This window comes from Henriciella mobilis (assembly GCF_003576285.1).
GTDB lineage: Bacteria > Pseudomonadota > Alphaproteobacteria > Caulobacterales > Hyphomonadaceae > Henriciella > Henriciella mobilis.
The window spans coordinates 453,198-474,241 of record NZ_QWFX01000016.1; the positions used below are offsets into that span (position 1 = coordinate 453,198).

Here is a 21,044-nt window from a genome sequence, read left to right on the forward strand (position 1 = left end):
GATCCGCCTAATCCAGAAATACGACTAACAAGGTCTCCGTCCGAACATAGCCTCACACTTGGAGCGCTTGAGCTTTGTGCTGACACGCCTAGTCTGTTGCACAAACAGGGAGAGACATATGCCGCGCATCGAAGCCAACGGAATCGAGATCGAATACGAGGAATACGGCAAGCCGGACGACCCGATGCTGCTGCTGGTTTCCGGCTTTTCCGGGCAGATGATCACCTGGCCGGACGCCTTCAAGCAAGGCCTTGCGGAGGCCGGGCGCCGCGTGGTGATCTTCGACAATCGCGACATCGGCCTGTCGACCGAGTTCACCAATGAGGTGCCGCCAGCCCCGCGCGACATCGTCAAGGGCGTCATGGCCGGCGAGCCAATGCATGAGAAGGTGCCCTACATCCTCAACGACATGGCCGCCGACGCGGCCGGACTGGTCCAGGCGCTCGGCGCCAACAAGGCAGATGTCATGGGCTTTTCCATGGGCGGCATGATTGTCCAGCTGATGGCGCTCAACCATCCAGAGCGCGTGCGCACCCTCATCCCCGTCATGACGACGTCAGGCGATCCGGCCCTTCCGCCAGCCACGCCCGAAGCACAGCAGGCGCTGACAGCCGTTCCGGAGGTGCGCAACGCCGACGCCATCGGCGATCTTGCCGCTCAGTCGCGCCGGGTCATCGGCTCGCATGAAACCGTCCGCAATTCCGATGAGGCCGTGAAAGCCATGGCCATCCGGGCGTTCGAGCGCTCCGACCGGCCGATGGGCGTTGCCCGGCAATATGCCGCCATCCTCGCCCAGCCGCGCTGGCACGAACGGCTGGCCGGCGTCTCGCACCCCACCCTCGTCCTGCACGGCGCGCAAGACCCCCTGATTCGTCCCGCCGCCGGCCAGGACATTGCCGAGCGCATCCCCGGCGCCGAGATCGAGATCATCGAGAAATGGGGCCATGACCTGCCGGAGAAGATGGTGCCTGTCCTGCTCAACCGGATCGTCCCCTTCCTCGGCAAGCATGTGCCGGAAGAGGCCCGCGCGGATGTGAACTGAGATGGCCGATACCGTCCTGACTGCGCGCGATGGCGACATCTTCACCGTTACCATAAACCGGCCGGCGGCCCGCAATGCGGTCGACCGCGACACGGCGCAGGCGCTCTATGACGCCTTCAACGCTTTCAATGACGACGGGGTGCTTTCGGTCGCCATCCTGACCGGCGCGGCGGGAAATTTCTGCGCCGGGGCGGACCTGAAAGCCGTCTCCGAGGGCAATGGCAACGTCACCACCGCGCGCGGCGATATGGGGCCGATGGGGCCGACGCGGTTAAGCCTCGGCAAGCCTGTCATTGCGGCGGTTGAGGGCTACGCCGTGGCAGGCGGACTGGAGCTGGCGCTCTGGTGCGACCTGCGGGTCATCTCCGAGACGGCGCGTTTCGGCGTCTTCTGCCGGCGCTTCGGTGTACCGCTGATCGATGGCGGAACCGTCCGCCTGCCGCGCCTCATCGGCCACTCGCATGCGATGGACATGATCCTGACCGGCCGGGAGGTCGCCCCCGACGAGGCGATGGCGATGGGCCTCGCCAACCGGCGGGCCGAGGCGGGCGGTGCGCTCAAGGCCGCAAAGGCACTGGCAAGCCAGATCGCCGGCTTCCCGCAGCTCTGCATGCGGGCCGACCGTCGTTCGGCGCTCGACCAGTGGAGCCTCGACGAGAAGACCGCCCTGATGGCCGAGATTTCCGGCGGCATGGACGTCATCCGCTCCGGCGAGACGGCCAAGGGCGCAACGGCCTTCTCATCCGGCAAGGGTCGGCACGGGGAATTCTGAGCGGCCCCACCCCGACCCTCCCCTGAGGGGAGGGGGCGCAAGCCTCGCCGTTCCAGAGCCCGCATGGTGAGCGAAGTCGAACCACGCGGGCGTATGCGCGAACGTCTCAAGGAGAACCATTCGGCTGCCCTGCCGCAGAGGCGCGTTTTTACCAGCCGCCCCCGCCGCCGCCGCCACCGCCGCCGCCGGAGAAGCCGCCACCGCCCGAGCCGGACGAGCTGGAGCTTTGCGGCATGGAGCTGGTGACCGCCGAACTCATCGTCGAGACCATCGACTTGTTCATGCTGGCAAAGGAACCGTGCCGGCCCATATGGCTCCAGCCCGGATTATAGGCCGCTGCCTCTTCCGGCAGGAGCTTTTCGAAATGCTTCGTCCATGGCTCTTCGACGCCGAGCGCGATCGCATAGGGCAGGAACTTCTCGTAGCGCTCCACCGTCATTGGCGGCTCCTGGCCTGAGCCGACCTCGAAGGCGTTGAGCTGCAGTTTCTCGGCCTTTTCCAGGTAGAGCTTGAAGCCCTCAATCTCCGTGCGGACATCCTGGCCCTTCGGGGTCGGCGCCGGCATCAGGTACATGAAAACACCGTTCAGGATGACCAGCGCCCCAACCAGCAGCGTCATCGCCAGCGTCCAGCCCGGCGCCTGGATGATCGCCCAGGCAATCGCCGCGCCCGACAGCAACACGGCGAAGATCGTGTAGCCGACATTCCATTTGAAATAGGCCGAGCCGAATCGGTCCGAAACACGCTTGCGGAACGCCATATAGGCGGTGGTGAACGTCTTGTTGTACTTGTCGCCAAGCGTCATCGTCCCGTGCGAGAGCAGCTTGCGGTCGAGCAGCCGCTCCTCGATGGGCAAGGTTTCGCCGTCGGCAGTCTTCGGCGTCAGCACCGTCTTCTTCTTGTCTTCGGCATCGATCTCGACAAAGCCCTTGATGCCGAGATTGACCAGCGTCGCGATCAGCGCGTCATGCTGGTGAAAGCCGCGATGATAGATGTGGTGCACGGCGGCCGGGGAATAGCCCATCGGCGGCTCGTAGCGGGCAAAGACCGGCCCCTTGGGCGGGTCGACACCAACCGTCTGCCAGGAGCGGTAGAGGAAGTAGAACACCCCGCACAGCGAGGTCAGCAGGATGACGACCGCGCCATAGCGTTGCCACCAGAGGGCGGTCTTGTCGGCCGCGCTCGGCGGGTCGATCACGCCCTTGTCCATCGTCAGGGAGATGGTCAGCCCCTCCCGGACCCGCAGCGGCTCGGTCGTCTCGAACATATAGGCGCGCCCGTCACGGCTGAACCGGTAGGCGCTGCCCGTGTCGCCCTGCCCGCCCGTATAACCATTCTGCTCGATCATCCGGGCGCCCTCGGGCAAGATGACCCGCGCGCTCGCGACAAGGATCGGGAAGTTCCAGTACGTGCCGGTGACGTTCCAGTAGATCTCGTCGAAGTCCTCGAAATAGCGGATCTGGTTCTTCACCCGGTAGCGGATGACGTAGACATGTTCGCCCCGGCTCAGGAAATGGTCCTCATCACCGATCCGGATGCGCCAGGCATTGCCCTCCGTGCTGGTTTCATAGGGCTCACGCTGGCCGTTGCGCTGAATGGACAGGACCTTGTAATCATAGCGCAGCCGGTCGCCGTCACTCTCGAAATAGCGCGGCAGATCGCGGAAGATGCCGCGGCGGATCTGGTTGCCCTCGGCCGTCACGGTGATCGTCTCGGTCAGGATGATGTCGCCATCGGTCTCGACCTCGATCCCGACATCGAACCGGTTGATGACCTCCTCGGCCAGGACCGGGAAAGCAACACACAGGCTGGCGAGGAGGACGAAGAGCAGCCGCGCCATCAGGCCTCGCCCCCGAAGTCGACGCCCGGCAGCGCCCGGTCAGAGGTTTCGATCTCGAAGAAGTCGGCCTGTCTGAAGCCGAAGGGCCCGGCCACGAGATTGGACGGGAAGCTCTCGATCAGCGTGTTCATCTCGCGTACTGCGCCATTATAGAAGCGCCGCGCCATCTCGATCTTGGTTTCGGTCTCTGACAGCTCATCCTGCAGCTGGCGGAAATTATCGCTCGCCTTGAGGTCGGGATAGGCTTCGGCGACCGCCATCAGCTTGCTGACAGGCTGCGACAGCGCGCTTTCGGCGGCGCCGCGCTCGCGCGTGTCATCACCGGCCTGCTGCGCCTTTGCGCGCTTCTCGGTGATCTCCTCGAAGAGCTGGCGCTCATGCTTGGCATAGCCTTTGACGGTCTCGACCAGGCTCGGAATGAGGTTGGCGCGGCGCTTCAGCTGCACGTCGATATCAGCCCAGCCATTACGCACCATCTGCCGCTTTCCGACCAGAAGGTTGTAAACGACGATCAGGCCGATCAGCGCGGCCACGGCAATCACGCCGATGATAAGAACACCCGTCATGGCTTTTCCCCTTATCCTGCAGACGCCACGGCGCGACTATCGGGCAAGTCGGCGGGCCTGTTAAGGGTTGAATCGACACGAGCTTGCCGCCTGGCCGCAATTGACTTGCCATGAGCAGCGCACACCCGCTCTGGCCACCCGCCGCAATCTGGGGCATCGCAGCGGGTGATGCCGACCACGCTTCGCCTCTTCCTTGTCACCGCGCTCGCCATGACGGCGTTCGCGGCGAATTCCGTCCTGGCGCGGCTTGCCATGGCGACCGGCGAGGCGGGACCGTGGACCTTCACGCTCATCCGCATTGTGTCCGGCGCCGTGGTGCTGGGCCTGATCGCATCGCCGGTGCGCGCGATCCGGTCTGGCAGCTGGGCGTCGGGAGCGGCGCTCTTTGTCTATGCCGCCGCCTTTTCGATCGCCTATCTGACACTCGCCACAGGGACGGGCGCGCTGATCCTGTTCGCGCTGGTCCAGATCACTATGATCGGCTGGGCGCTTGTCTCTGGCGAGCGGCTGTCGGCAGCGCGCTGGGCCGGGTTCATGCTGGCCATTACCGGCCTTGTCTGGCTGCTGCTGCCGGGCCTGGAAGCACCGCCGCTCGAAGGCGCAGCTCTGATGGCCGCTGCCGGCGTCGCCTGGGGCATCTACTCCCTGCGCGGGCGCGGCCAGGGCCAGCCAACCGCACAGACCGCCGGCAACTTCCTGCGGGCCGGTGTCATCGTGCTTGCGCTCAGCCTGCCTGCCTTCATGCTTGCCGGCGAGGCGACGCCAAGCTGGGCCGGCATTGGCTATGCGCTTGCCTCCGGTGCGATCACATCCGGTCTCGGCTATGCCATCTGGTACGCCGCCCTGCGCGAGCTGACCGCGAGCCTTGCCGGCATTGCCCAGCTCTCGGTTCCCGCCATTGCGGCCGCCGGAGGCATGGTCTTCCTCGCCGAGCCGCTGACGATCCGGTTTGCCATCGCCACCGCGCTCATCCTGGGCGGCGTCGGCATCGCCAGCCTGTCACGCCGCAAAGCGGCCTGAGGGCTCGTCTGCCTGTCGCGTCTCGATGCCGTGAAGGACTAAGTCCAGCACCTCGCGCCCAATCACCGATTGACGCGCCAACCGATCCCGGCCATGTCGCTTGCCCATGACCGAGGCACCCGCCATTCGAAAACATGGGAAGAATGCTTTCCTGTTCGTCATCGTCTGCGTGGCGATGGACATGATCGGGTTCGGCATCATCATTCCCGTCATGCCCTCCCTGCTCGAGGAGCTGACGGGCAATCCGGCCGAGGAAACCATCGTCATCGGCGGGTATCTGATGGCGACTTATGGCCTCCTGAATTTTGCGGCCATGCCGACCATCGGCAACCTGTCCGACCGGTTCGGGCGGCGTCCTGTCCTGCTTGTCTCGATTGCGACGCTGGGCATGGATTTCATCATCATGGGGCTGGCCGACAGTGTCTGGCTGCTCTTTGTCGGGCGTGCCCTGACGGGTATTTCATCTGCCACCTTCTCAACCGCCAATGCCTACATCGCCGACGTCACCGAACCGGAAGAGCGCGGCAAGGCATTCGGGATGATCGGGGCGGCGTTTGGCATCGGCTTCATCGTCGGCCCGGCGCTTGGTGGCTTTCTCGGCTCGATCGACACGCGCCTGCCCTTCTTCGGGGCGGCTGCGCTGTCGCTGATCAACTTCCTGTACGGCTATTTCGTCCTGCCGGAATCGCTTGCGCGTGAGGATCGACGGCCATTCCGGATCGCGCGCGCCAACCCCTTCGGCGCGGTGAAACACTTCTCGAAAATCCCGAAAGTCGCCTGGTTCATCGTGACCTTCGGCATCTTCCAGTTCGCCCATAGCGTCTTTCCGTCGACCTGGAACTTCTATGCCGACATCCGCTATGACTGGTCGGAAGCCCAGATCGGCCTGTCGCTGGCCGCGGTCGGGATCGGGTCTGCGGTGACGCAGGTCGTGCTGATTGGCCCGGCGATCAACACTTTCGGCCCCCTGAGGACCGCGCTCGGCGGCATACTGATCACGATTTTCGCGCTCGCCCTCTTCGCCTTCGCGGTGAATGGCTGGATGATCTATGCCATCTTTCCGCTGAGCGCGCTCGGGGGCGTGTTCGGCCCGTCGTTGAACCAGATCATGTCCGGCCTCACGCCGCGCAATGCGCAGGGCGAGTTGCAGGGGGCCACGGCCAGCCTCAACGCGTTCTCGATCATCCTCGCGCCGCTGCTGATGACGCAGACGCTGCACGCCTTCTCGGCCCCCGGCGCGCCGGTCTATTTCCCGGGCGCCGCCTTCCTGCTGGCGTCGATCCTGACGGCCGTGGCGCTGGTCCCCTTCATGCTGGGCGTGCGCGCCAACCGGGACAAGGTCGCAGACCTCGCCCCGGCCGAGTAGACGCCCTGGCGCAGCTTCAGGATTTCGACTTCATCACCATGCCGGCGACCACGCCAAGGATGCCGCCGCCGACACCGCCTTCCAGCAGGTCCTGGATATGGCTCATGATGCCGCTGCCGAGCAGGTTTCCGATGCCGGCCGCATCGGCGCCGTAATGCGCGCCGATCCCGCCGATCACGCCGCCCAGCAGGCCGCCCGTGCCGGTTCCGCCGAGCAGTTTTGCGACGATCGGCCCGAGGGCCCCGCCGCCAACCGCACTCAGGATCAGGGGTATGAATTGTTCCATTTTGACTCCTCCCTTGCAGGGGACCGGTTATCTGGTCTGGTCTCCCTGAGTGTGCAGAAAACCCCAAATTGGCGGGTGACACCAGTGAAACTTTGGCATCTGGCCGGGCCCGCCGGAACCGTTTATGGACGTTGACCGATGACCAATCGACGCCCTGCCCTCTTCCTCGACCGCGACGGCGTGCTGAACGTCGACCGCGGCTATGTCAGCCGGATCGAGGATTTCGAGTGGATCGACGGCGCCATCGATTGCGTGAAGAATTTCAAGGCGCGCGGCTGGTTCGTTTTCGTTGTCACCAACCAGTCCGGCATCGCCCGCGGCCTCTATACCGAAGCCGATATGCGCACACTGCATGCCTTCATGGAAAAGGAACTCGCGGCACACGGCACCGCCATCGACCGGATCTATCATGCCCCCTGGCATGAGGAAGGCGAAGTTGCGCAGTACCGGCGCGCCAGCATCGACCGCAAGCCCGGCCCCGGCATGCTGCTACACGCCATGGCGGAATTCCCGGTCAATCGCGAGGCAAGCTTCCTGATCGGTGACAAGCAGACCGACATGGAGGCGGCCAAGGCGGCCGGTGTCGGCGCCTTCCTGTTTACCGGCGGGAACCTCGCCACGTTTGCAGAATGGGCGCTGGCGAGCTTCGAAGACGGGGTGCGCGGCTAGCGGCCGCTTCTCAGAGCGGCTTCAGCATCTTCCCGTCCAGCCCGCCCATGCGACAGACTTCCATCCATTCGTCTTCCTTCACCGGCTGGACCGAGAGGCGGAAGGATGTGACCAGCGCCATGTCGGCGAGCTTCTCGTTTGCCTTCACATCCTTCAGCGTCACCGGTTTGGGCATGTCGCAGACGGCGCGCAGGTCGACACAGTCCCAGCGCTCATCATCAGTCGTCTTGTCCTGCGCACTCTCGGCAGAAACCTCGACGATCCCGACAACTTCGAGACCCTTGTTGGAGTGGTAGAAGAAGCCCTTGTCGCCAACTTTCATGTCGCGCATGAAATTGCGCGCCTGGTAGTTGCGCACGCCAGTCCACTGGGTGCCCTTCTTGCCCGCCTTCTTCTGATCGTCCCAGCCCCATTTGAACGGTTCGGACTTGAACAGCCAGTATGCCATGAAACCTCCGTCGAATCGTCAGCCAAGCGTTTCACATAGCGTGGATCGCCCTGATTGCGACAGGGGTCAGCTGCCGGGCGGCAGGTCGGTGCCGTCGCTTTTGCCGAGCCGGCCGCGCGCCGACATCTTTCGGCCCTTTGCCGGTATGAGACGTCCCGCCTGGCCAAGACCGGCCACCGGCATGTTGTTGTAGACCGCCTCGAAATCTCCCGCCCTGACCAGATAGGTTTCATGCCAGATACCGACATCACCGTTGGATGCGACGGCACGGTTGAAGGCCCGCCAGGCCGGCAGGTGCGCATTGTCCGGACTGGTCGCATAGGCATGCAACTGTTCAAAGCTCCGCCAGTACTGGACGACCATCGTGTTGCGCAGGCCAAACTTGTTATAGGCGTGAAGCAGGCCGAGCTGCGGCTTCTTTTCGAGTTCGACCAGCATGCGCGGCATCGCCATGGCGACAGGCCACCACTTCCAGACTTTCCAGAGCTTGTTCACCCGCATGCCGATCAGGAAGACGACGAAGTCGCCTTCAAGCTCGACGGTCATCCGTTCGGCTATGATTTTTGCCATGGTCCGCCCCTCCGGAGGCGTCTTCTATGAAGCGCCGGCCGATTGCCGGCAGGCCTGGCGCACCAGCGGCTCCAGCTGGTCCCAGCCCTTATAGGCGCGGATTTCCGGCGCCGTGCCGATCCAGGCATCCTCGAAGGCCTCGCGCACATCCGGATCGGCGAGTATCGGCAGGAGCGGGTCCATGCAGACCCGGATCGTGAAGCAGATCGCCTCGGTCTCCGGCAGCTTGCGGATGGTCTGACGCTCGACGCGCAGGAAGAGCTGTTCGGGCGTGATCCCTTCTGCCGCGGGACGCTCGGGCGTGTGGCGGGTGCCTTCGGCCTGGACCGTCCAGTTGAAGCGTTCCAGCACCTTGCCGGGCTGGAGATTGTCGAAGACGCGGTTGATCCGGCGCGCGAGATGCGGATCGCCGCCCGGCACCGGATGGTGCAGGCCGAACAGCGAGCGGCCGATCTGCTCATCCGGCCACCAGTATGTCGGCGCGGCGACAACAGCGGCGGTCAGGATCCAGTCGCCCTCATCATCCTGTTCGAGCAGGCAGAGATCGTCGGAGACGAGCGAGGCAGCCGCTTCGAGGGCATTGTCCCAGCTGTGATGCGGGGAGTCGCCAAGCGCCTCGCCGATCAGCGATAGAAGCTCGCGCGCATGCTCGCCGTCAGTGTCGCCCAGCACGGTATCGTGCGGGCGCGTCGCCATGATGATCCGCTTGCCCGGCAGCCAGGCCTCTTCCTCGGTGTCCGGCAGCAGCCACTTGCTCTCCGGGATCGGCTTCAGCCCGACTGCGATGTCCGGCGGGCCGGTCAGGAAGGGCATGTAAGGCGGGCGTCGGGGCGGCGAACTCATCTGGGCTGGCTCATGAAATCCGCGCAGCGCCCCAGCTGACAAAGCCAGCGATCTTCGGCGTGTTCGGCAGGTACATCGTCTCCATGCCTTCAAGCGCAAAGCCTGCCTGCGCGAGCATCAGGCCGGTGTCGCGCGTCAGGTGGCAGCCGCCCGCAAGCGGCTTCCAGATGGGTTCGATGCGGCGCTGCCACTTGGCGACGCCTTCATCGGGTGCAAGGCCATGTTCGGAAAACAGGACCTGTCCGTCCGGTTTCAGCACGCGCCGCGCCTCCTTGAGGGCGCCCTCCCAGTCGGGAATGGTGCAGAGCACGAAGGTGATGACGACCGTATCGATGGAATTGTCGTCCAGTTCGACGGATTCGGCGCCGGTCTCCAGGAAATCGATCCGGTTGCCCCAGCCAAGCGTCAGCGCCTTCTTCTTGGCCCGCTTGATCATGCCTTTGGACGGTTCGAGCGCGTAGAGGCGTTCAATCTCATTATGAGCGTAGAAGTCGAAATTCGTCCCTGAGCCGCAACCGATCTCCAGCACATTGCCATAGGCCCGCGGGACCACCTTGGCGCGCTGCTTCATGATCGGCTTGGACGCACAGGCGCATGAGACCAGGGGCGGAACGACATATCTCTCCCAAAGCCCCATTTCAGTCCCTCCGATTGATCGCCTGCTGGGTCAGCGCGTTGCCGGGCTGCAGCGTCAGCGCATCCTGCGTCATGATTACATCATAGCTCAGCCCGTCGCCCATCGGGGCATAGACGGCCGAACCGAACTGCGTCCCGCTCATGCCGAAGCGTGAGCCCTCTTCCTTGGCCAGCGCATAGACGTCGAGACCGGGATTCTTCGACAGGGCCCGGCCATTGGTCGTCGCCTCGGTGACCGTGGCGGTATTGTAGCGCTTGGTGTTGCGCCCTTCCATGTATTCCAGCCGGTAGACGCTGTCATAGCCGAGCATGTTGGCCATCGGCTCGAAGGTAATGACGCGCGCGCCCATGGAGAACTCGTCGCCGCGCAGGATACAGTCTTCCTCGCTGCCATCGCTGACAAAGCAGGTCACCGTGCCGCCCTCGGCAAGGTTCACCTTCACCCGATAGGCATTCTCCTCGCCCGCCAGCGCATCGAAGCTGACCTGGGCGACCGCGCGCTCATAGGTCAGGCGCTTGTAGGTCTGCAGGTTGAGGCCGGCGAATGTGCCGATGCCGGCGGCGCCGAGAAAGCCGATGCCGAACAGGAAACGCATCCCGCCGGCCGCCAGGCGCAGCTTCATCAGACGCCCAAGCCCGGCAAAGGTCAGCATCAAGCCGATAACACCAGCCAGTCCAGGCAGGATCCACCAGATCAGTCCCATACAATCACCCTTGTCTTCCCGGCTCGCTGCAGGCCGTTTCCACAACTTGTAGCGCAGCGCCTGAATTTACCAAACACGACATTGGGGATGCTGGCAATTTCCGCCGATTCTGAGGCAGGACTGCACGCCAGCTGCAGTCAACAGTCCCGGCCGCCACAGGCGCACACGGGATGCGCACACCTCCGGCGGATGCGGCCCCTTCCGGCTTTATGCACCACCCGCAGCAAAATAAATTCTGGTTTAACCAATCTCGCAGAACGTCAAAGAGATCACTCAGAAAGAGACACGACCATGCAAGCTCCCGCCAACGCAGAAAACCGCGGTAAGGAAGCCGATTTCCGGCTGAACGAGTTGTTCTTTTCCCGCACCGATCCAGGCGGGATCATCAAGGCGGGCAACAGCATTTTCCAGCGCGTCAGCGAGTATGAAGCCCAGGACCTGTGGGACAAGCCGCACAAGCTGATCCGTCATCCCGACACCCCGCGCGGGGTGTTTTACAAGCTGTGGTCGACCATCAAGGCGGGCCAGCCGATCGGTGCCTATGTCAAGAATTCCTCCAAAAGCGGCAAGTATTACTGGGTCTATGCCGTGGTCGCCCCGGTCGATGGCGGCTACCTGTCGATCAGGCTGAAGCCGACCAGCAGCCTCTTCGACAAGGTCCGGGACCTCTACATCGTGCAGGCCGGGCGCGAACGCACCGAAGGGCTCGACCCGGCGCAAAGCGCCGACGAAATCGATCAGGCGCTCGGCAAACTGGGCTTTGAATCCTATGAAGCCTTCATGTCCCAGGCCCTGAAGCAGGAACTCGATGCACGCGACCGGGGGCTGGGGCGCAGCACCTCCACGCTGAGTTCGAACTTCGATCGCCTGCACAAAAGTGCAAACGTCCTGCTGGACGACATCAAGGCGATTTCCGCGTCGCTGGACTCGGTCAAGAACACGCCGTTCAACCTGCGGATCTTTGCCAGCCAGATGGGCGATGAAGGCGAGGGCCTGGCCGTTATCGCGGCCAATTACGTCACGCTCCTGGAAGAGCTGCGGGCCCTGCTCAGCGAGTTCGACAATACGGCGACCGACATTGCCAATTCGCTCGACGAAGCCCTGCTCCTCAACTTCATCGTGCAGTTGCAGCGCGAAATGATCGACTTTTTCCAGAGCGAGGAAGGCGCGACCGACGGCGTCGACAAGGAGGCCGAGACCGACCAGCTGGAACGGCTGAGCGGCACGTTCAACGAACGCGCCCAGCTGGCGCTCAACACGGTCCGCGCGCGCTGCATGAACCTGCCCGGCGCCTGCCAGGCCATGAAGCGCCAGGCCACGGCCCTTGATGTGATCCGGTTGATGGCGAAGGTCGAGATGTCGAACAATGACCAGAATAGCGGCATTATCCTGGAGCTCGAACAGCGCCTGGAAGCCTGCCAGGAAACCCTGCAGTCCGCGCTCAACAATATTGCCCGCGAAAGCATGCAGACGCTGAACGCCATCCGTGACATGGCGCGCCTCAATGAAATCGCCACCCGGGACGCTGGCACCAGCCAGGCACTGGCCAAGGCTAGTTAGGACAGAGCGCGGCCGGCCCGCGCGGCGCGATCTGTCGTTCCACCAGCACGCCTTGCCTCAAGCCAGCGCGCAGCACATGTTAGCCTGCAGACAGCCCAGTGGGCGGGTTCATACGTTACGACCCGTCCAGTCAGGACAAGGAAACAGGCCACTATATGACGACCACTGACGATCTCGACGCCCTCATCGCCGCCCTGCCCAAGGCCGAGCTGCACCTGCACCTGGAAGGCAGCCTTGAGCCGGAACAGCTGATGATGTTCGCCGAGCGCAATGGCGTGGACATCCCCTTCAAGACGCTGGAAGACGTGCGCGCGGCCTATGATTTCTCGAACCTGCAGGACTTCCTCGACATCTACTATCAGGGCATGTCGGTGCTGCAGACCGAGGCCGACTTCCACGACCTGACGGATGCCTATCTGAAACGCGTGGCGGCCGACAATGTCCGCCATGTCGAGGTCTTCTTCGACCCGCAGGGCCATACCGAACGCGGCCTGCCCTTCGACGTGCCGATCGGCGGCATCCTGAAGGCTCTTGACGCGGCGGAGGAAAAATACGGCATCACCTACCGGCTGATCATGTGCTTCCTGCGCCACCTGCCGGAAGAGGATGCCTTCGAGACATTGGCGCAGGCCGAACCCTGGCTCGACCGCATCCACGGCGTCGGGCTCGATTCTTCAGAGGTCGGCCATCCGCCCTCAAAGTTCGAGCGCGTCTTCGCCGCGGCGCGCGAGAAGGGGCTGAAGCTTGTCGCCCATGCCGGCGAGGAAGGCCCGCCGGACTACGTCTACGAGGCGCTGGACCTCCTGAAGATCGACCGGATCGACCATGGCAACCGCTCGCTCGAGGACGATGCCCTCACCGCCCGCATCCGCGAGGCCGGGCTGACGCTGACCGTCTGTCCGCTGTCGAACCTGTCGCTCTGCGTCGTCGATGACCTCAAGGATCATCCGATGAAGAAGATGCTCGCGCTCGGCCTGAAGGCGACGATCAATTCCGACGATCCGGCCTATTTCGGCGGCTATATGAACCAGAATTTCCGCGAGACGGCGAAGGCGGTCGGCCTGACGCGCGAGGAGATCATCCAGCTGGCGAAGAACAGTTTCACCGGCGCCTTCCTGCCGGAAGCCGAGCAGGCAAGACACCTGGCCGAAATCGACAAGGTCGCAGCTTCAATGGTCTAGGGTGGCTGCGCCTACGGCCCGGTCAGGCGTTTTTGCTCCGGCCGGGTCGGGTTGGTGCCGACTTTCTCGACCCAGCCCATCGCCTTGTAGGCGCGCATGGCAAAGTCGTTCTGCACGTCGACATCAAGGCTGAGCGGCGCGCGGGCGAGGTCGCGGGCCACCGCCAGCAAGCCGGACCCGACCCCGCAAAGGCGCCAGTCGGCATCGACAAAGAGGTGCGAAACATAGGCTTTCGGGCGCTCCAGGACGAGGAAGCCAACGAGGCCAGCCTGCTTTTCCTGCGCAATCAGACAGTCTGAAACGCTGAGCGCATGGCGAAGGCGGATGATTTCCTCGGTCTCCTGTCCGCGCCAGGTGAAGGCGGTCAGGCAATCACGAAACAGGTTCTCAATTCGGGAATTGTCCGATTTCAATCTCAAACGGATCGACCAGCCAGCGGCCCGATGCGACATCAAGTCCATATGGCAACTTTATGACGCAAACGGAGGATGGTCGATATGGCGGCTGCAGATTCAATCGTCAGGCGAATTCCGCGCCGCCCCGACAGGCAATTGCCAGCGCCGCGTCCAGCGTCAATACTCCCGTCACGGAGGACAGCACCCATGCTCAGACAAGCGATTGTGACCGTATCCCTGGCCGGGCTGGCTGCAACAGCCAGTGGCGAAATTGTCTCCGCCACACCGGACCATTACACGCTGCGCCATGAGGCCACCTCCCCCATCGCGCCGGACAAGCTCTGGGAACGGCTGCTGATGCCGGATAGCTGGTGGCATCCGGATCATACCTATTCCGGCAATGCCCACCATCTCTGGCTGAACCCGCAGGCAGGCGGTGTGTGGCTGGAAAGCTGGGAGGGCAATTCAGTTGAGCACGGGCGGGTCCTGGCGGTCATGGACGGCAGGATGCTGCGTCTCGATGCGCCTTTCGGCCCGCTGCAGGGCATGGGTGTGCAGGTCATCTGGACGATCACGCTGGAGCCGCTGGAGGACGGCGCGGGCACGCGGGTCGTCTTCGACGAGGTCGCCAATGGCTCTTTGGCCAGCGGCCTCGACCAGCTCGCGCCGGCCGTCGATGGCGTCAAGCGTGAAGCCATAGAAAGGCTGACCGATCCCAGCGTGAAGAACTGAAACCGGCCAGCCTGGAGCCGTGATGGTCGGCTCTAATCGATGGACGAGAGAAGCTCCGGCGCGGTCACCAGCTGGCGCACGCCGTGGGAGTGATCTTCCTCGAAGACATTGCCCATTTCGGCCCATTCATGGACCGTCGCGATGTCGACTTTTGCGCATTGCGGACGCACGCTCCAGGTCACCTTGGCCGGCGAGCATTGCGACTGGTTGTAGCTCGGGCCGGTGGTCGAGCCGAGATAGACGACCGGCGTGCCCGTATTGGACGGGATGACGCCCGGCTGGAAGTAGCCGCCGCCATGCTTGACGCTGACCATGTCCATGAAATCCAGCGCATCACGGTCATTCACGACAAGAAAGGTCTGCGCCTCGACGCGCAGGACCGGGTTCTCGCAACCCTCCGGCACGCAGGACCCGAGCCCCGGGCCAGGCTCTGCCGTGCAGGTCGTGTGCACCCAGTGGACCTCGATCGTATCGCCCGGCGCAACGCCATGAAACTCGCCCTCGAGCGGCTCGAGCTCGGCCTCGCTCAGCGACCCGGTCTCGTTGCAGGCATAGCCGCCATGCTCGCCATCACTGACGAAGACGCTGTAGCCCGGCCCCTTGTGCTCGGCATTGGTGTGCGTGTGGATATTACAAAGTTCCATTTCAGTACGCGGTGGCGCCAGACCGAATACAACCGGATTGATGCCGTCCACCTTTGAAATATCCCGCGGCGACTGCGGCCCGAAGGTGAGGCAAAGCGCGCCATCATCGTCTGCCACCGACTGGTGGGCCTTCTCCTCGGCCTGCGCCGGCCCTGCATAGGCGACGCATACGCCGATTGCTGCGGCGATGGACGCCGCACTGATCCGATTGTTCATCTGTTTCCCCTCAGTTCCCCTTGCCCATTTTTTTGTGGCAAGCGTGACAGAAAGACAGACGTTCTGATTACCAACCGATGAACAGCACTGCGCCGTCCCGGCCGGTCCGGTGGCCGGGAAGAACGATCAGGCAATTATCATTCACCGTCGGCGGCCTGATCGGTACGGGCGGCGATGTCGAAGGCCGCACAGGCTCCTTCTCCATGCATATCAAGGATGGTGCGGGCACCGGCGCCGGCCTCTGGCGCGAATAGGCCGGGCGCACTGCCTGCCGGGGGACAGGCAGCTGCTTGCCGGACGGGGAGGCGGCCTCAGGCGTTCGCAGCTGCCTTGGCCGCCTTCTTCCGCTCGTGCGGGTCGAGGTGGATCTTGCGCAGGCGGATCGATTTCGGCGTGACCTCGACCAGCTCATCGTCGGCGATGTAGGCGAGCGAGCGCTCCAGCGTCATCTGCAGCGGCGGGGTGAGGCGCACGGCCTCATCGGTGCCCGAAGCGCGCACGTTGGAGAGCTTCTTGCCCTTCAGCACGTTTACTTCCAGGTCGTTGTCGCGATTGTGCTCGCCGATGATCATGCCCTGATAGACCTTGTCGCCGGGGTGGATCATCATCGGCCCGCGGTCTTCCAGGTTCCACAGTGCGAACGCCACCGCCTCGCCCTGCTCCATGGAGACCAGCACGCCCGTATGACGGCCTTTGATCGGGCCCTTGTAAGGTGCGTATTCGAGGAAGACGCGGTTCATGATCGCGGTGCCGCGCGTGTCGGAGAGAAGCTCGCCCTGATAGCCGATCAGGCCGCGCGTCGGCGCGTGGAAGACCAGCCGCGTACGGCCGGCCCCTGACGGCTTCATCTCCATCATGTCGGCTTTGCGCTCATTGAGCTTCTGCACGATGATGCCGGTATGCTCGTCGTCGACATCGATGACGACTTCCTCGATCGGCTCCAGCTTTTCGCCCGAATCGGGGTCTTCCTTCATCACGACCTTCGGGCGCATCACGCCAAGCTCGAAGCCTTCGCGGCGCATCGTCTCGATCAGCACGGCGAGCTGAAGTTCGCCCCGGCCGGACACGGTGAAGGCTTCGGCCTCGGCCGAGCGCTCGACCTTCAGCGCGACATTGCCTTCGGCCTCTTTCACCAGCCGGTCCCAGATCATCCGCGAGGTGACCTTCGTGCCCTCGGTGCCGGCCAGCGGGCTGTCATTGACACGGAAGGTCATGGACAGGGTCGGCGGGTCGATGGGCTGGGCCTCGATCGGCTCGGAGACGGACGGGTCGACGAAGGTGTCGGCCACATTGGCCTTGGTGAGGCCGGAAATGGACACGATGTCGCCGGCGACGCCTTCGTCGATGGGTTCGCGGCCAAGGCCCCGGAAGGCGAGCACCTTGGAGACACGCCCCTGCTCGACCAGCTCGCCATCGCGCGAGAGCACCTTAACCGTTTGGTTCGGCTTCACCGTGCCGGACGTGATGCGGCCGGTGAGGATGCGGCCGAGGAAATTATCTGCCGAAATGGTGGTGGCCAGCATGCGGAACGGGCCGTCCTCGGTCTTCGGTTCGGGGACGTGCTTGATGACCAGGTCGAACAGCGCGGCCATGTCCGTTTCCGGCTTTTCATGGTCGAGGCTCATCCAGCCATTCTTGGCCGAACCGTATAGGATCGGGAAATCGAGCTGCTCGTCATCGGCGCCGAGGTCGGCGAAGAGGTCGAACACTTCGTTGATGACATAGTCGGGCCGGCTATCCGGCTTGTCGATCTTGTTGACGGCCACGATGGGGCGAAGACCCACTTTCAGCGCCTTGGACACCACGAACTTGGTCTGCGGCATCGGGCCTTCGGCGGCGTCGACCAGCACGATGGCGCCGTCCACCATGTTGAGGATCCGCTCCACCTCGCCGCCAAAGTCGGCGTGGCCGGGCGTGTCGACAATGTTGACGCGCGTATCGCCCCAGACGACAGAGGTCGTCTTGGCGAGGATGGTGATGCCCCGCTCGCGCTCCAGGTCATTGGAGTCCATCATCCGGTCTTCGGTCTGCTCGTTTTCGCGGAACGTGCCGGACTGCTTCAGCAGGCAATCGACCAGTGTCGTCTTGCCATGGTCAACGTGGGCGATGATCGCAATGTTGCGAAGCGCGGTGGGCTCAGTCATGGGAGGGAGTGCTTTCGGAAGGGCTTTGTATGGCGGGCCATGTACACGGAACTGCCCTTATTGGCGAGGCTTGTCTCGCATGTCATGGGAACGGGGTTAAGGTACGGGCCGTTCAATCCGGTGCTGCCAGCGAGGAGTCGAAGGTCATATGCGCTATATCGAAAAGAGCCTGTCGGAGAATGAGCAGGTCCTGCATTGGGGCAAGTTCCACTGGCTGTGGTATGCGCGGGCCTGGCTGGTGCTGATCGTCTTCGGCATCCTGATCATCGGCATCATCTGGTTCATCTATGAGATGCTGCGCCTCAATACGACGGAGTTCGCCGTCACCAACAGGCGCATCGTGATGAAGAAGGGCATCCTGTCGGCGCATGTCGACCAGCTCTCGCTCTCCTCCATCGAAGGGGCCGACCTCGACCAGGGGATCATCGGCCGGCTGTTCGGCTTTGGCACGCTGCTGATCGAAGGGCGCGGCGAGGGCGAAATCCAGTTTCCACCAATGGCGAAACCCGGCGCCTTCCTGAAGGCGGCCAACAAGGCGGCAGAGGATCACGAAATGGCTTCGGTCGACCGCCTCGCCGAGGATATCGAGCGCCACGAGCATCATTAGCGCTGCCGGCGAGCGCGCCTGCCGGGAACGCTTGCCGCCATGCCTCGTTAATCTCCTGATCCCGGCAGGGCCCGCCTGACAGCGCGCGATGCCGTCCCGCCCGCCTGCCCAGGAGACAGATCGTCATGACGGCGCCCCAGGACCCTTCCCCCGCAAAACAGTCTACCTCTGGAACGCGACCCCGCCCGCCTTCGTTGTTCAGGCAGATGGCGCATCGACTGATCGCCGCCATGATCCGCAAGAAACTCAGAAGGAGATTCAAATGACCCAGAGAGCTGAAGGACGAACCGTAGCCATCCTCGCCGCTGACGGCTTTGAGGAAGTCGAGCTGACATCGCCCAAGGAAGCCATCGAGAATGCCGGCGGTGTCGCGCTGGTCGTTTCGCCGGAAGACGGCGAGGTAAAAGCCAACCGCCACCGCGAACACGGCATCAAGGTGCCTGTCGACCAGAAGCTGGATGAGGCCAAGGCCGAGGATTTCGACGCCCTGCTCATCCCTGGCGGCCTGTTCAATCCCGATGCGCTTCGCGTCAACCAGAAGGCGCTGGATTTCGCCTCCGCCTTCTTCGCGCAGAAGAAGCCCGTCTTCTCCATCTGCCATGGCCCGCAGGTGCTGATTTCCGCCGGACTTGTGAATGGCCGCAAGATGACCGGCTTCAAGGCAATCCAGCAGGACCTCAAGAATGCCGGGGCCGTCGTCTCCGATGAGCCGGTGGTCGTGGACTCCGGTCTGGTGACCTCACGCAACCCGGACGACCTTCCCGCGTTTAACGACAAGATCGTGGAAGAACTCTGCGAGGGCAAACACCAGGCCCAGAAACAATCGGTCGTCGCTTAGCCTCATCCCCTCCTCGAACGACCGGTTGGAGCGTCTCCCAGAAAAGGAGGCGCTCTTTTTTGTGCGCATTTCATAATTAGCTTGACCGCTAATTACTATTCTTGCTAATTAGCAGGAATGGCAACTAGTGTCTTCAATGCGCTGGGCCATCCGCTGCGCCGCAAGGTCATGATGGTGTTGCGGAAGGGCCCGAAGACATCCGGCGACCTCGCCGGGATGTTCGATGCCAGCTGGCCGACGGTCAGCCGGCACCTCAACGTCCTGAAAGAGGCCGACCTGATCACCGCCGAGCGCAAGGGGACGAGCATTGTCTACCGCGCCAATACGAGCGTGCTGGAAGACGCAGCCGCCGCGATCCTGGCCCTGGTCGGCCGGGACGATGGCGATGACAGGGATGACGACATGAAGGAGGCAGCCGAATGATCCGCACAGGTCTCATCGCAACCGCGCTGGCCGTTGCCGCAATGGCGGGTGCCGTGGCCTGGGTCGCGAACATGATCGCGCCGGGCACCTATGTGCCGATCCACTGGAACGGCGAGTTCTTCATCAAGGGCGCCGACACACGTGAGCAGGCCCTGATCGTGATGAGCGTGTTCCCCCTTGCGGCCCTGCTCCTGTCCGGCCTGTTCAGCCTGCTGCCCGCGCTGGAGCCGTGGCGGGTGAACCTGTTCAGCAGCCGGAAACTGCTTCTCGGCACATGGATCGGCGTGATGGTGCTGCTGACGGGGATCTGTTTCGGGTTCGGCGTCGCCTTCGTGCGCAGCGTCGAGAACTATATGAATGACGTCTTCCCGATCATTCGCGCCATCATTGCCGGATCGGCGGCCCTGTTTGTCGTGATCGGCAATTACCTGCCGAAATCGCGGCGCAACTGGTTTGTCGGCATCCGCACGCCGTGGACCATGTCGAGCGACGACACATGGGAAAAGACGCACCGCCTGACGGGCCTGCTGCTCAGCGGCGCTGGCCTGGTCGGCATCGTCCTGGCCTTCGTGCTGAACGGGCTGGCCCTCGCCCTGATGCTGCCGGCCTTGATCCTGCCCGTCATACTGTTCGGCGCGGTGTATTCTTACTTCGTCTGGCGCAAGGCGAACGATCATGACCTCGACCCTGAACTGATCGTCTAGCCAGGGCGATGGCGCCAACACGCCGGTCCGCGTGCCGGCCGGGCAAAGAAGAACGAAGACAAGCAGAGTGAGATGAAGGAGGTCGCCAAATGATCCGTACAGGACTTATCTGGTCCGCAGGGGCCATCGCCGTCATGCTGGGCACACTCTACTGGGCGTTCGGCGCCTTGCCGGCCGGCGAACAGATACCGGTTCACTGGGGGCCTGACGGGACGGCTGACCGCTTCGCCGACAAGGATGGCGCGCTGCTTGTCCTCATGATCCTGCCGGGCGCTGCCCTCTTCGTGACGGGCGTGCTCGCGCTCGCGCCCTTCATCGATCCGTTCCGGGAGAATTTGCGCCGCTCGCGCAAGGCTTATGTCGCAATCTGGGCATCCACGATGGTTCTGCTTGCGGCCCTCACCGGCGGCATTGCGGTGATGATGGCGCGCGGCGGCGAAGCCTCCTCCTCGAATGAATTCGTCCGCTTCGTGATGGCGGGCTGCGGCCTGCTCTTCATCGTCATCGGCAACTACCTGCCGAAGACGCGCAAGACCTTCTTCCTCGGAATCCGCACGCCGTGGACGCTGACCAGCGACTATACGTGGGAGAAGACCCACCGCCTCGTCGGCCCGCTTTACATCCTTGCCGGCCTCGCCGGTATCGTGATCGCCTTCACCCTGAACGGCATCTGGATGGTCTTCACCTTTGTCGGCGCCGTGATGAGCGTGACCCTGTTCGGCGCGGCCTATTCCTGGTGGGTCTGGCGCCACGCATCGGACAGGAATGAAGGGGCCGACTACGTCGTCTAGGACGGCGCTGGCCGCAACATTTCCTGCACATGGCGCAGTTTCACACT

Annotated in this window: 25 protein-coding genes; 14 read left to right on the forward strand and 11 right to left on the reverse strand. The window is 63.5% G+C overall.

Going from position 1 to position 21,044, the window contains the following annotated elements; genetic code table 11:
- The first annotated feature begins 118 nt into the window (after positions 1–118).
- Both D1223_RS17645 and D1223_RS17650 read left to right on the forward strand, forming a co-directional pair.
- The gene (locus D1223_RS17645; RefSeq protein ID WP_119377661.1) at positions 119–1,042 is read left to right on the forward strand and encodes an alpha/beta fold hydrolase; all 924 of its coding nucleotides are present in this window, start codon (positions 119–121) and stop codon (positions 1,040–1,042) included.
- A 1-nt stretch (position 1,043) separates the two neighbouring features.
- Entirely contained in the window at positions 1,044–1,814 is a 771-nt protein-coding gene (locus tag D1223_RS17650) for a crotonase/enoyl-CoA hydratase family protein (RefSeq protein WP_119377662.1), read from the forward strand.
- A 148-nt stretch (positions 1,815–1,962) separates the two neighbouring features.
- Here D1223_RS17650 and D1223_RS17655 read toward each other — a convergent pair whose 3' ends face one another.
- Together D1223_RS17655 and D1223_RS17660 are read right to left on the reverse strand one after the other, a co-directional pair.
- Complete coding sequence (locus tag D1223_RS17655) at positions 1,963–3,654, reverse strand: DUF2207 domain-containing protein (RefSeq protein WP_119377663.1); 1,692 nt, start codon at positions 3,652–3,654, stop codon at positions 1,963–1,965.
- The gene (locus D1223_RS17660; RefSeq protein WP_119377664.1) at positions 3,654–4,220 is read right to left on the reverse strand and encodes a LemA family protein; all 567 of its coding nucleotides are present in this window, start codon (positions 4,218–4,220) and stop codon (positions 3,654–3,656) included. The genes D1223_RS17655 and D1223_RS17660 overlap by 1 nt, the downstream gene beginning before the upstream one ends.
- Before the next feature lie 168 nt (positions 4,221–4,388).
- On the opposite strand from D1223_RS17660, the gene D1223_RS17665 reads away from it, so the two are divergent.
- Both D1223_RS17665 and D1223_RS17670 read left to right on the forward strand, forming a co-directional pair.
- On the forward strand, positions 4,389–5,240 hold the full coding sequence (locus tag D1223_RS17665; RefSeq protein ID WP_119377665.1) for a DMT family transporter: 852 nt from the start codon (positions 4,389–4,391) through the stop codon (positions 5,238–5,240).
- A gap of 106 nt (positions 5,241–5,346) precedes the next feature.
- The gene (locus D1223_RS17670) at positions 5,347–6,606 is read left to right on the forward strand and encodes a TCR/Tet family MFS transporter (protein ID WP_119377666.1); all 1,260 of its coding nucleotides are present in this window, start codon (positions 5,347–5,349) and stop codon (positions 6,604–6,606) included.
- A gap of 16 nt (positions 6,607–6,622) precedes the next feature.
- On the opposite strand, the gene D1223_RS17675 is transcribed toward D1223_RS17670, so the two are convergent.
- Positions 6,623–6,892 carry a hypothetical protein gene (locus D1223_RS17675; RefSeq protein WP_119377667.1) on the reverse strand — a complete coding sequence of 90 codons (270 nt, stop codon included), beginning with the start codon at positions 6,890–6,892 and terminating at the stop codon, positions 6,623–6,625.
- 138 nt (positions 6,893–7,030) lie between these two features.
- On the opposite strand from D1223_RS17675, the gene D1223_RS17680 reads away from it, so the two are divergent.
- Entirely contained in the window at positions 7,031–7,561 is a 531-nt protein-coding gene (locus tag D1223_RS17680) for a D-glycero-alpha-D-manno-heptose-1,7-bisphosphate 7-phosphatase (RefSeq protein ID WP_119377668.1), read from the forward strand.
- Positions 7,562–7,571: 10 nt separating this feature from the next.
- Here the strand turns inward: D1223_RS17680 and D1223_RS17685 are convergent, their stop codons facing one another.
- The 5 genes from D1223_RS17685 to D1223_RS17705 all read right to left on the reverse strand — a co-directional run bounded on the left by D1223_RS17685 (position 7,572) and on the right by D1223_RS17705 (position 10,762).
- Positions 7,572–8,009 carry an EVE domain-containing protein gene (locus D1223_RS17685; RefSeq protein WP_119377669.1) on the reverse strand — a complete coding sequence of 146 codons (438 nt, stop codon included), beginning with the start codon at positions 8,007–8,009 and terminating at the stop codon, positions 7,572–7,574.
- A gap of 66 nt (positions 8,010–8,075) precedes the next feature.
- Positions 8,076–8,579, reverse strand: a complete 504-nt coding sequence (locus D1223_RS17690; protein WP_119377670.1) for a DUF4188 domain-containing protein — start codon at positions 8,577–8,579, stop codon at positions 8,076–8,078.
- A gap of 24 nt (positions 8,580–8,603) precedes the next feature.
- Positions 8,604–9,422, reverse strand: coding sequence for a heme-dependent oxidative N-demethylase family protein (locus D1223_RS17695; RefSeq protein WP_119377671.1), 819 nt, complete (start codon positions 9,420–9,422; stop codon positions 8,604–8,606).
- Between the two features lie 10 nt (positions 9,423–9,432).
- Positions 9,433–10,059: a class I SAM-dependent methyltransferase gene (locus tag D1223_RS17700; RefSeq protein ID WP_119377672.1), complete on the reverse strand. Its 627-nt coding sequence runs from the start codon at positions 10,057–10,059 to the stop codon at positions 9,433–9,435.
- 1 nt (position 10,060) lies between these two features.
- Positions 10,061–10,762, reverse strand: a complete 702-nt coding sequence (locus tag D1223_RS17705) for a hypothetical protein (RefSeq protein ID WP_119377673.1) — start codon at positions 10,760–10,762, stop codon at positions 10,061–10,063.
- Between the two features lie 291 nt (positions 10,763–11,053).
- Between D1223_RS17705 and D1223_RS17710 the strand changes: the two genes are divergently transcribed.
- Entirely contained in the window at positions 11,054–12,322 is a 1,269-nt protein-coding gene (locus D1223_RS17710) for a PAS domain-containing protein (protein WP_158586615.1), read from the forward strand.
- Between the two features lie 155 nt (positions 12,323–12,477).
- Positions 12,478–13,503, forward strand: a complete 1,026-nt coding sequence (locus tag D1223_RS17715) for an adenosine deaminase (protein ID WP_119377675.1) — start codon at positions 12,478–12,480, stop codon at positions 13,501–13,503.
- 11 nt (positions 13,504–13,514) lie between these two features.
- Here D1223_RS17715 and D1223_RS17720 read toward each other — a convergent pair whose 3' ends face one another.
- The gene (locus tag D1223_RS17720; protein WP_119377676.1) at positions 13,515–13,964 is read right to left on the reverse strand and encodes a GNAT family N-acetyltransferase; all 450 of its coding nucleotides are present in this window, start codon (positions 13,962–13,964) and stop codon (positions 13,515–13,517) included.
- Positions 13,965–14,105: 141 nt separating this feature from the next.
- Here D1223_RS17720 and D1223_RS17725 point away from each other — a divergent pair, with 141 nt between their 5' ends.
- Positions 14,106–14,630, forward strand: a complete 525-nt coding sequence (locus D1223_RS17725; RefSeq protein ID WP_119377677.1) for an SRPBCC family protein — start codon at positions 14,106–14,108, stop codon at positions 14,628–14,630.
- A 32-nt stretch (positions 14,631–14,662) separates the two neighbouring features.
- Here D1223_RS17725 and D1223_RS17730 read toward each other — a convergent pair whose 3' ends face one another.
- Positions 14,663–15,490: a delta-class carbonic anhydrase gene (locus tag D1223_RS17730; protein WP_119377678.1), complete on the reverse strand. Its 828-nt coding sequence runs from the start codon at positions 15,488–15,490 to the stop codon at positions 14,663–14,665.
- A gap of 77 nt (positions 15,491–15,567) precedes the next feature.
- On the opposite strand from D1223_RS17730, the gene D1223_RS18900 reads away from it, so the two are divergent.
- Positions 15,568–15,744: a hypothetical protein gene (locus D1223_RS18900; RefSeq protein ID WP_158586613.1), complete on the forward strand. Its 177-nt coding sequence runs from the start codon at positions 15,568–15,570 to the stop codon at positions 15,742–15,744.
- 57 nt (positions 15,745–15,801) lie between these two features.
- On the opposite strand, the gene typA is transcribed toward D1223_RS18900, so the two are convergent.
- Entirely contained in the window at positions 15,802–17,634 is a 1,833-nt protein-coding gene (gene typA, locus D1223_RS17735) for a translational GTPase TypA (protein ID WP_119377679.1), read from the reverse strand.
- A gap of 148 nt (positions 17,635–17,782) precedes the next feature.
- On the opposite strand from typA, the gene D1223_RS17740 reads away from it, so the two are divergent.
- The 5 genes from D1223_RS17740 (at position 17,783) to D1223_RS17760 (ending at position 20,997) form a co-directional block, all read left to right on the forward strand.
- Positions 17,783–18,241 carry a PH domain-containing protein gene (locus tag D1223_RS17740; RefSeq protein WP_119377680.1) on the forward strand — a complete coding sequence of 153 codons (459 nt, stop codon included), beginning with the start codon at positions 17,783–17,785 and terminating at the stop codon, positions 18,239–18,241.
- Between the two features lie 262 nt (positions 18,242–18,503).
- Positions 18,504–19,079, forward strand: coding sequence for a type 1 glutamine amidotransferase domain-containing protein (locus tag D1223_RS17745; protein WP_119377878.1), 576 nt, complete (start codon positions 18,504–18,506; stop codon positions 19,077–19,079).
- Between the two features lie 117 nt (positions 19,080–19,196).
- On the forward strand, positions 19,197–19,502 hold the full coding sequence (locus D1223_RS17750) for a metalloregulator ArsR/SmtB family transcription factor (protein WP_119377681.1): 306 nt from the start codon (positions 19,197–19,199) through the stop codon (positions 19,500–19,502).
- A complete protein-coding gene (locus D1223_RS17755; protein ID WP_119377682.1) occupies positions 19,499–20,206 on the forward strand; it encodes an SdpI family protein in 708 nt (235 codons plus the stop codon). Before D1223_RS17750 ends, D1223_RS17755 begins: the two co-directional genes overlap by 4 nt.
- 89 nt (positions 20,207–20,295) lie before the next feature.
- Positions 20,296–20,997 carry an SdpI family protein gene (locus D1223_RS17760; RefSeq protein WP_119377683.1) on the forward strand — a complete coding sequence of 234 codons (702 nt, stop codon included), beginning with the start codon at positions 20,296–20,298 and terminating at the stop codon, positions 20,995–20,997.
- Positions 20,998–21,044 lie beyond the last annotated feature (47 nt).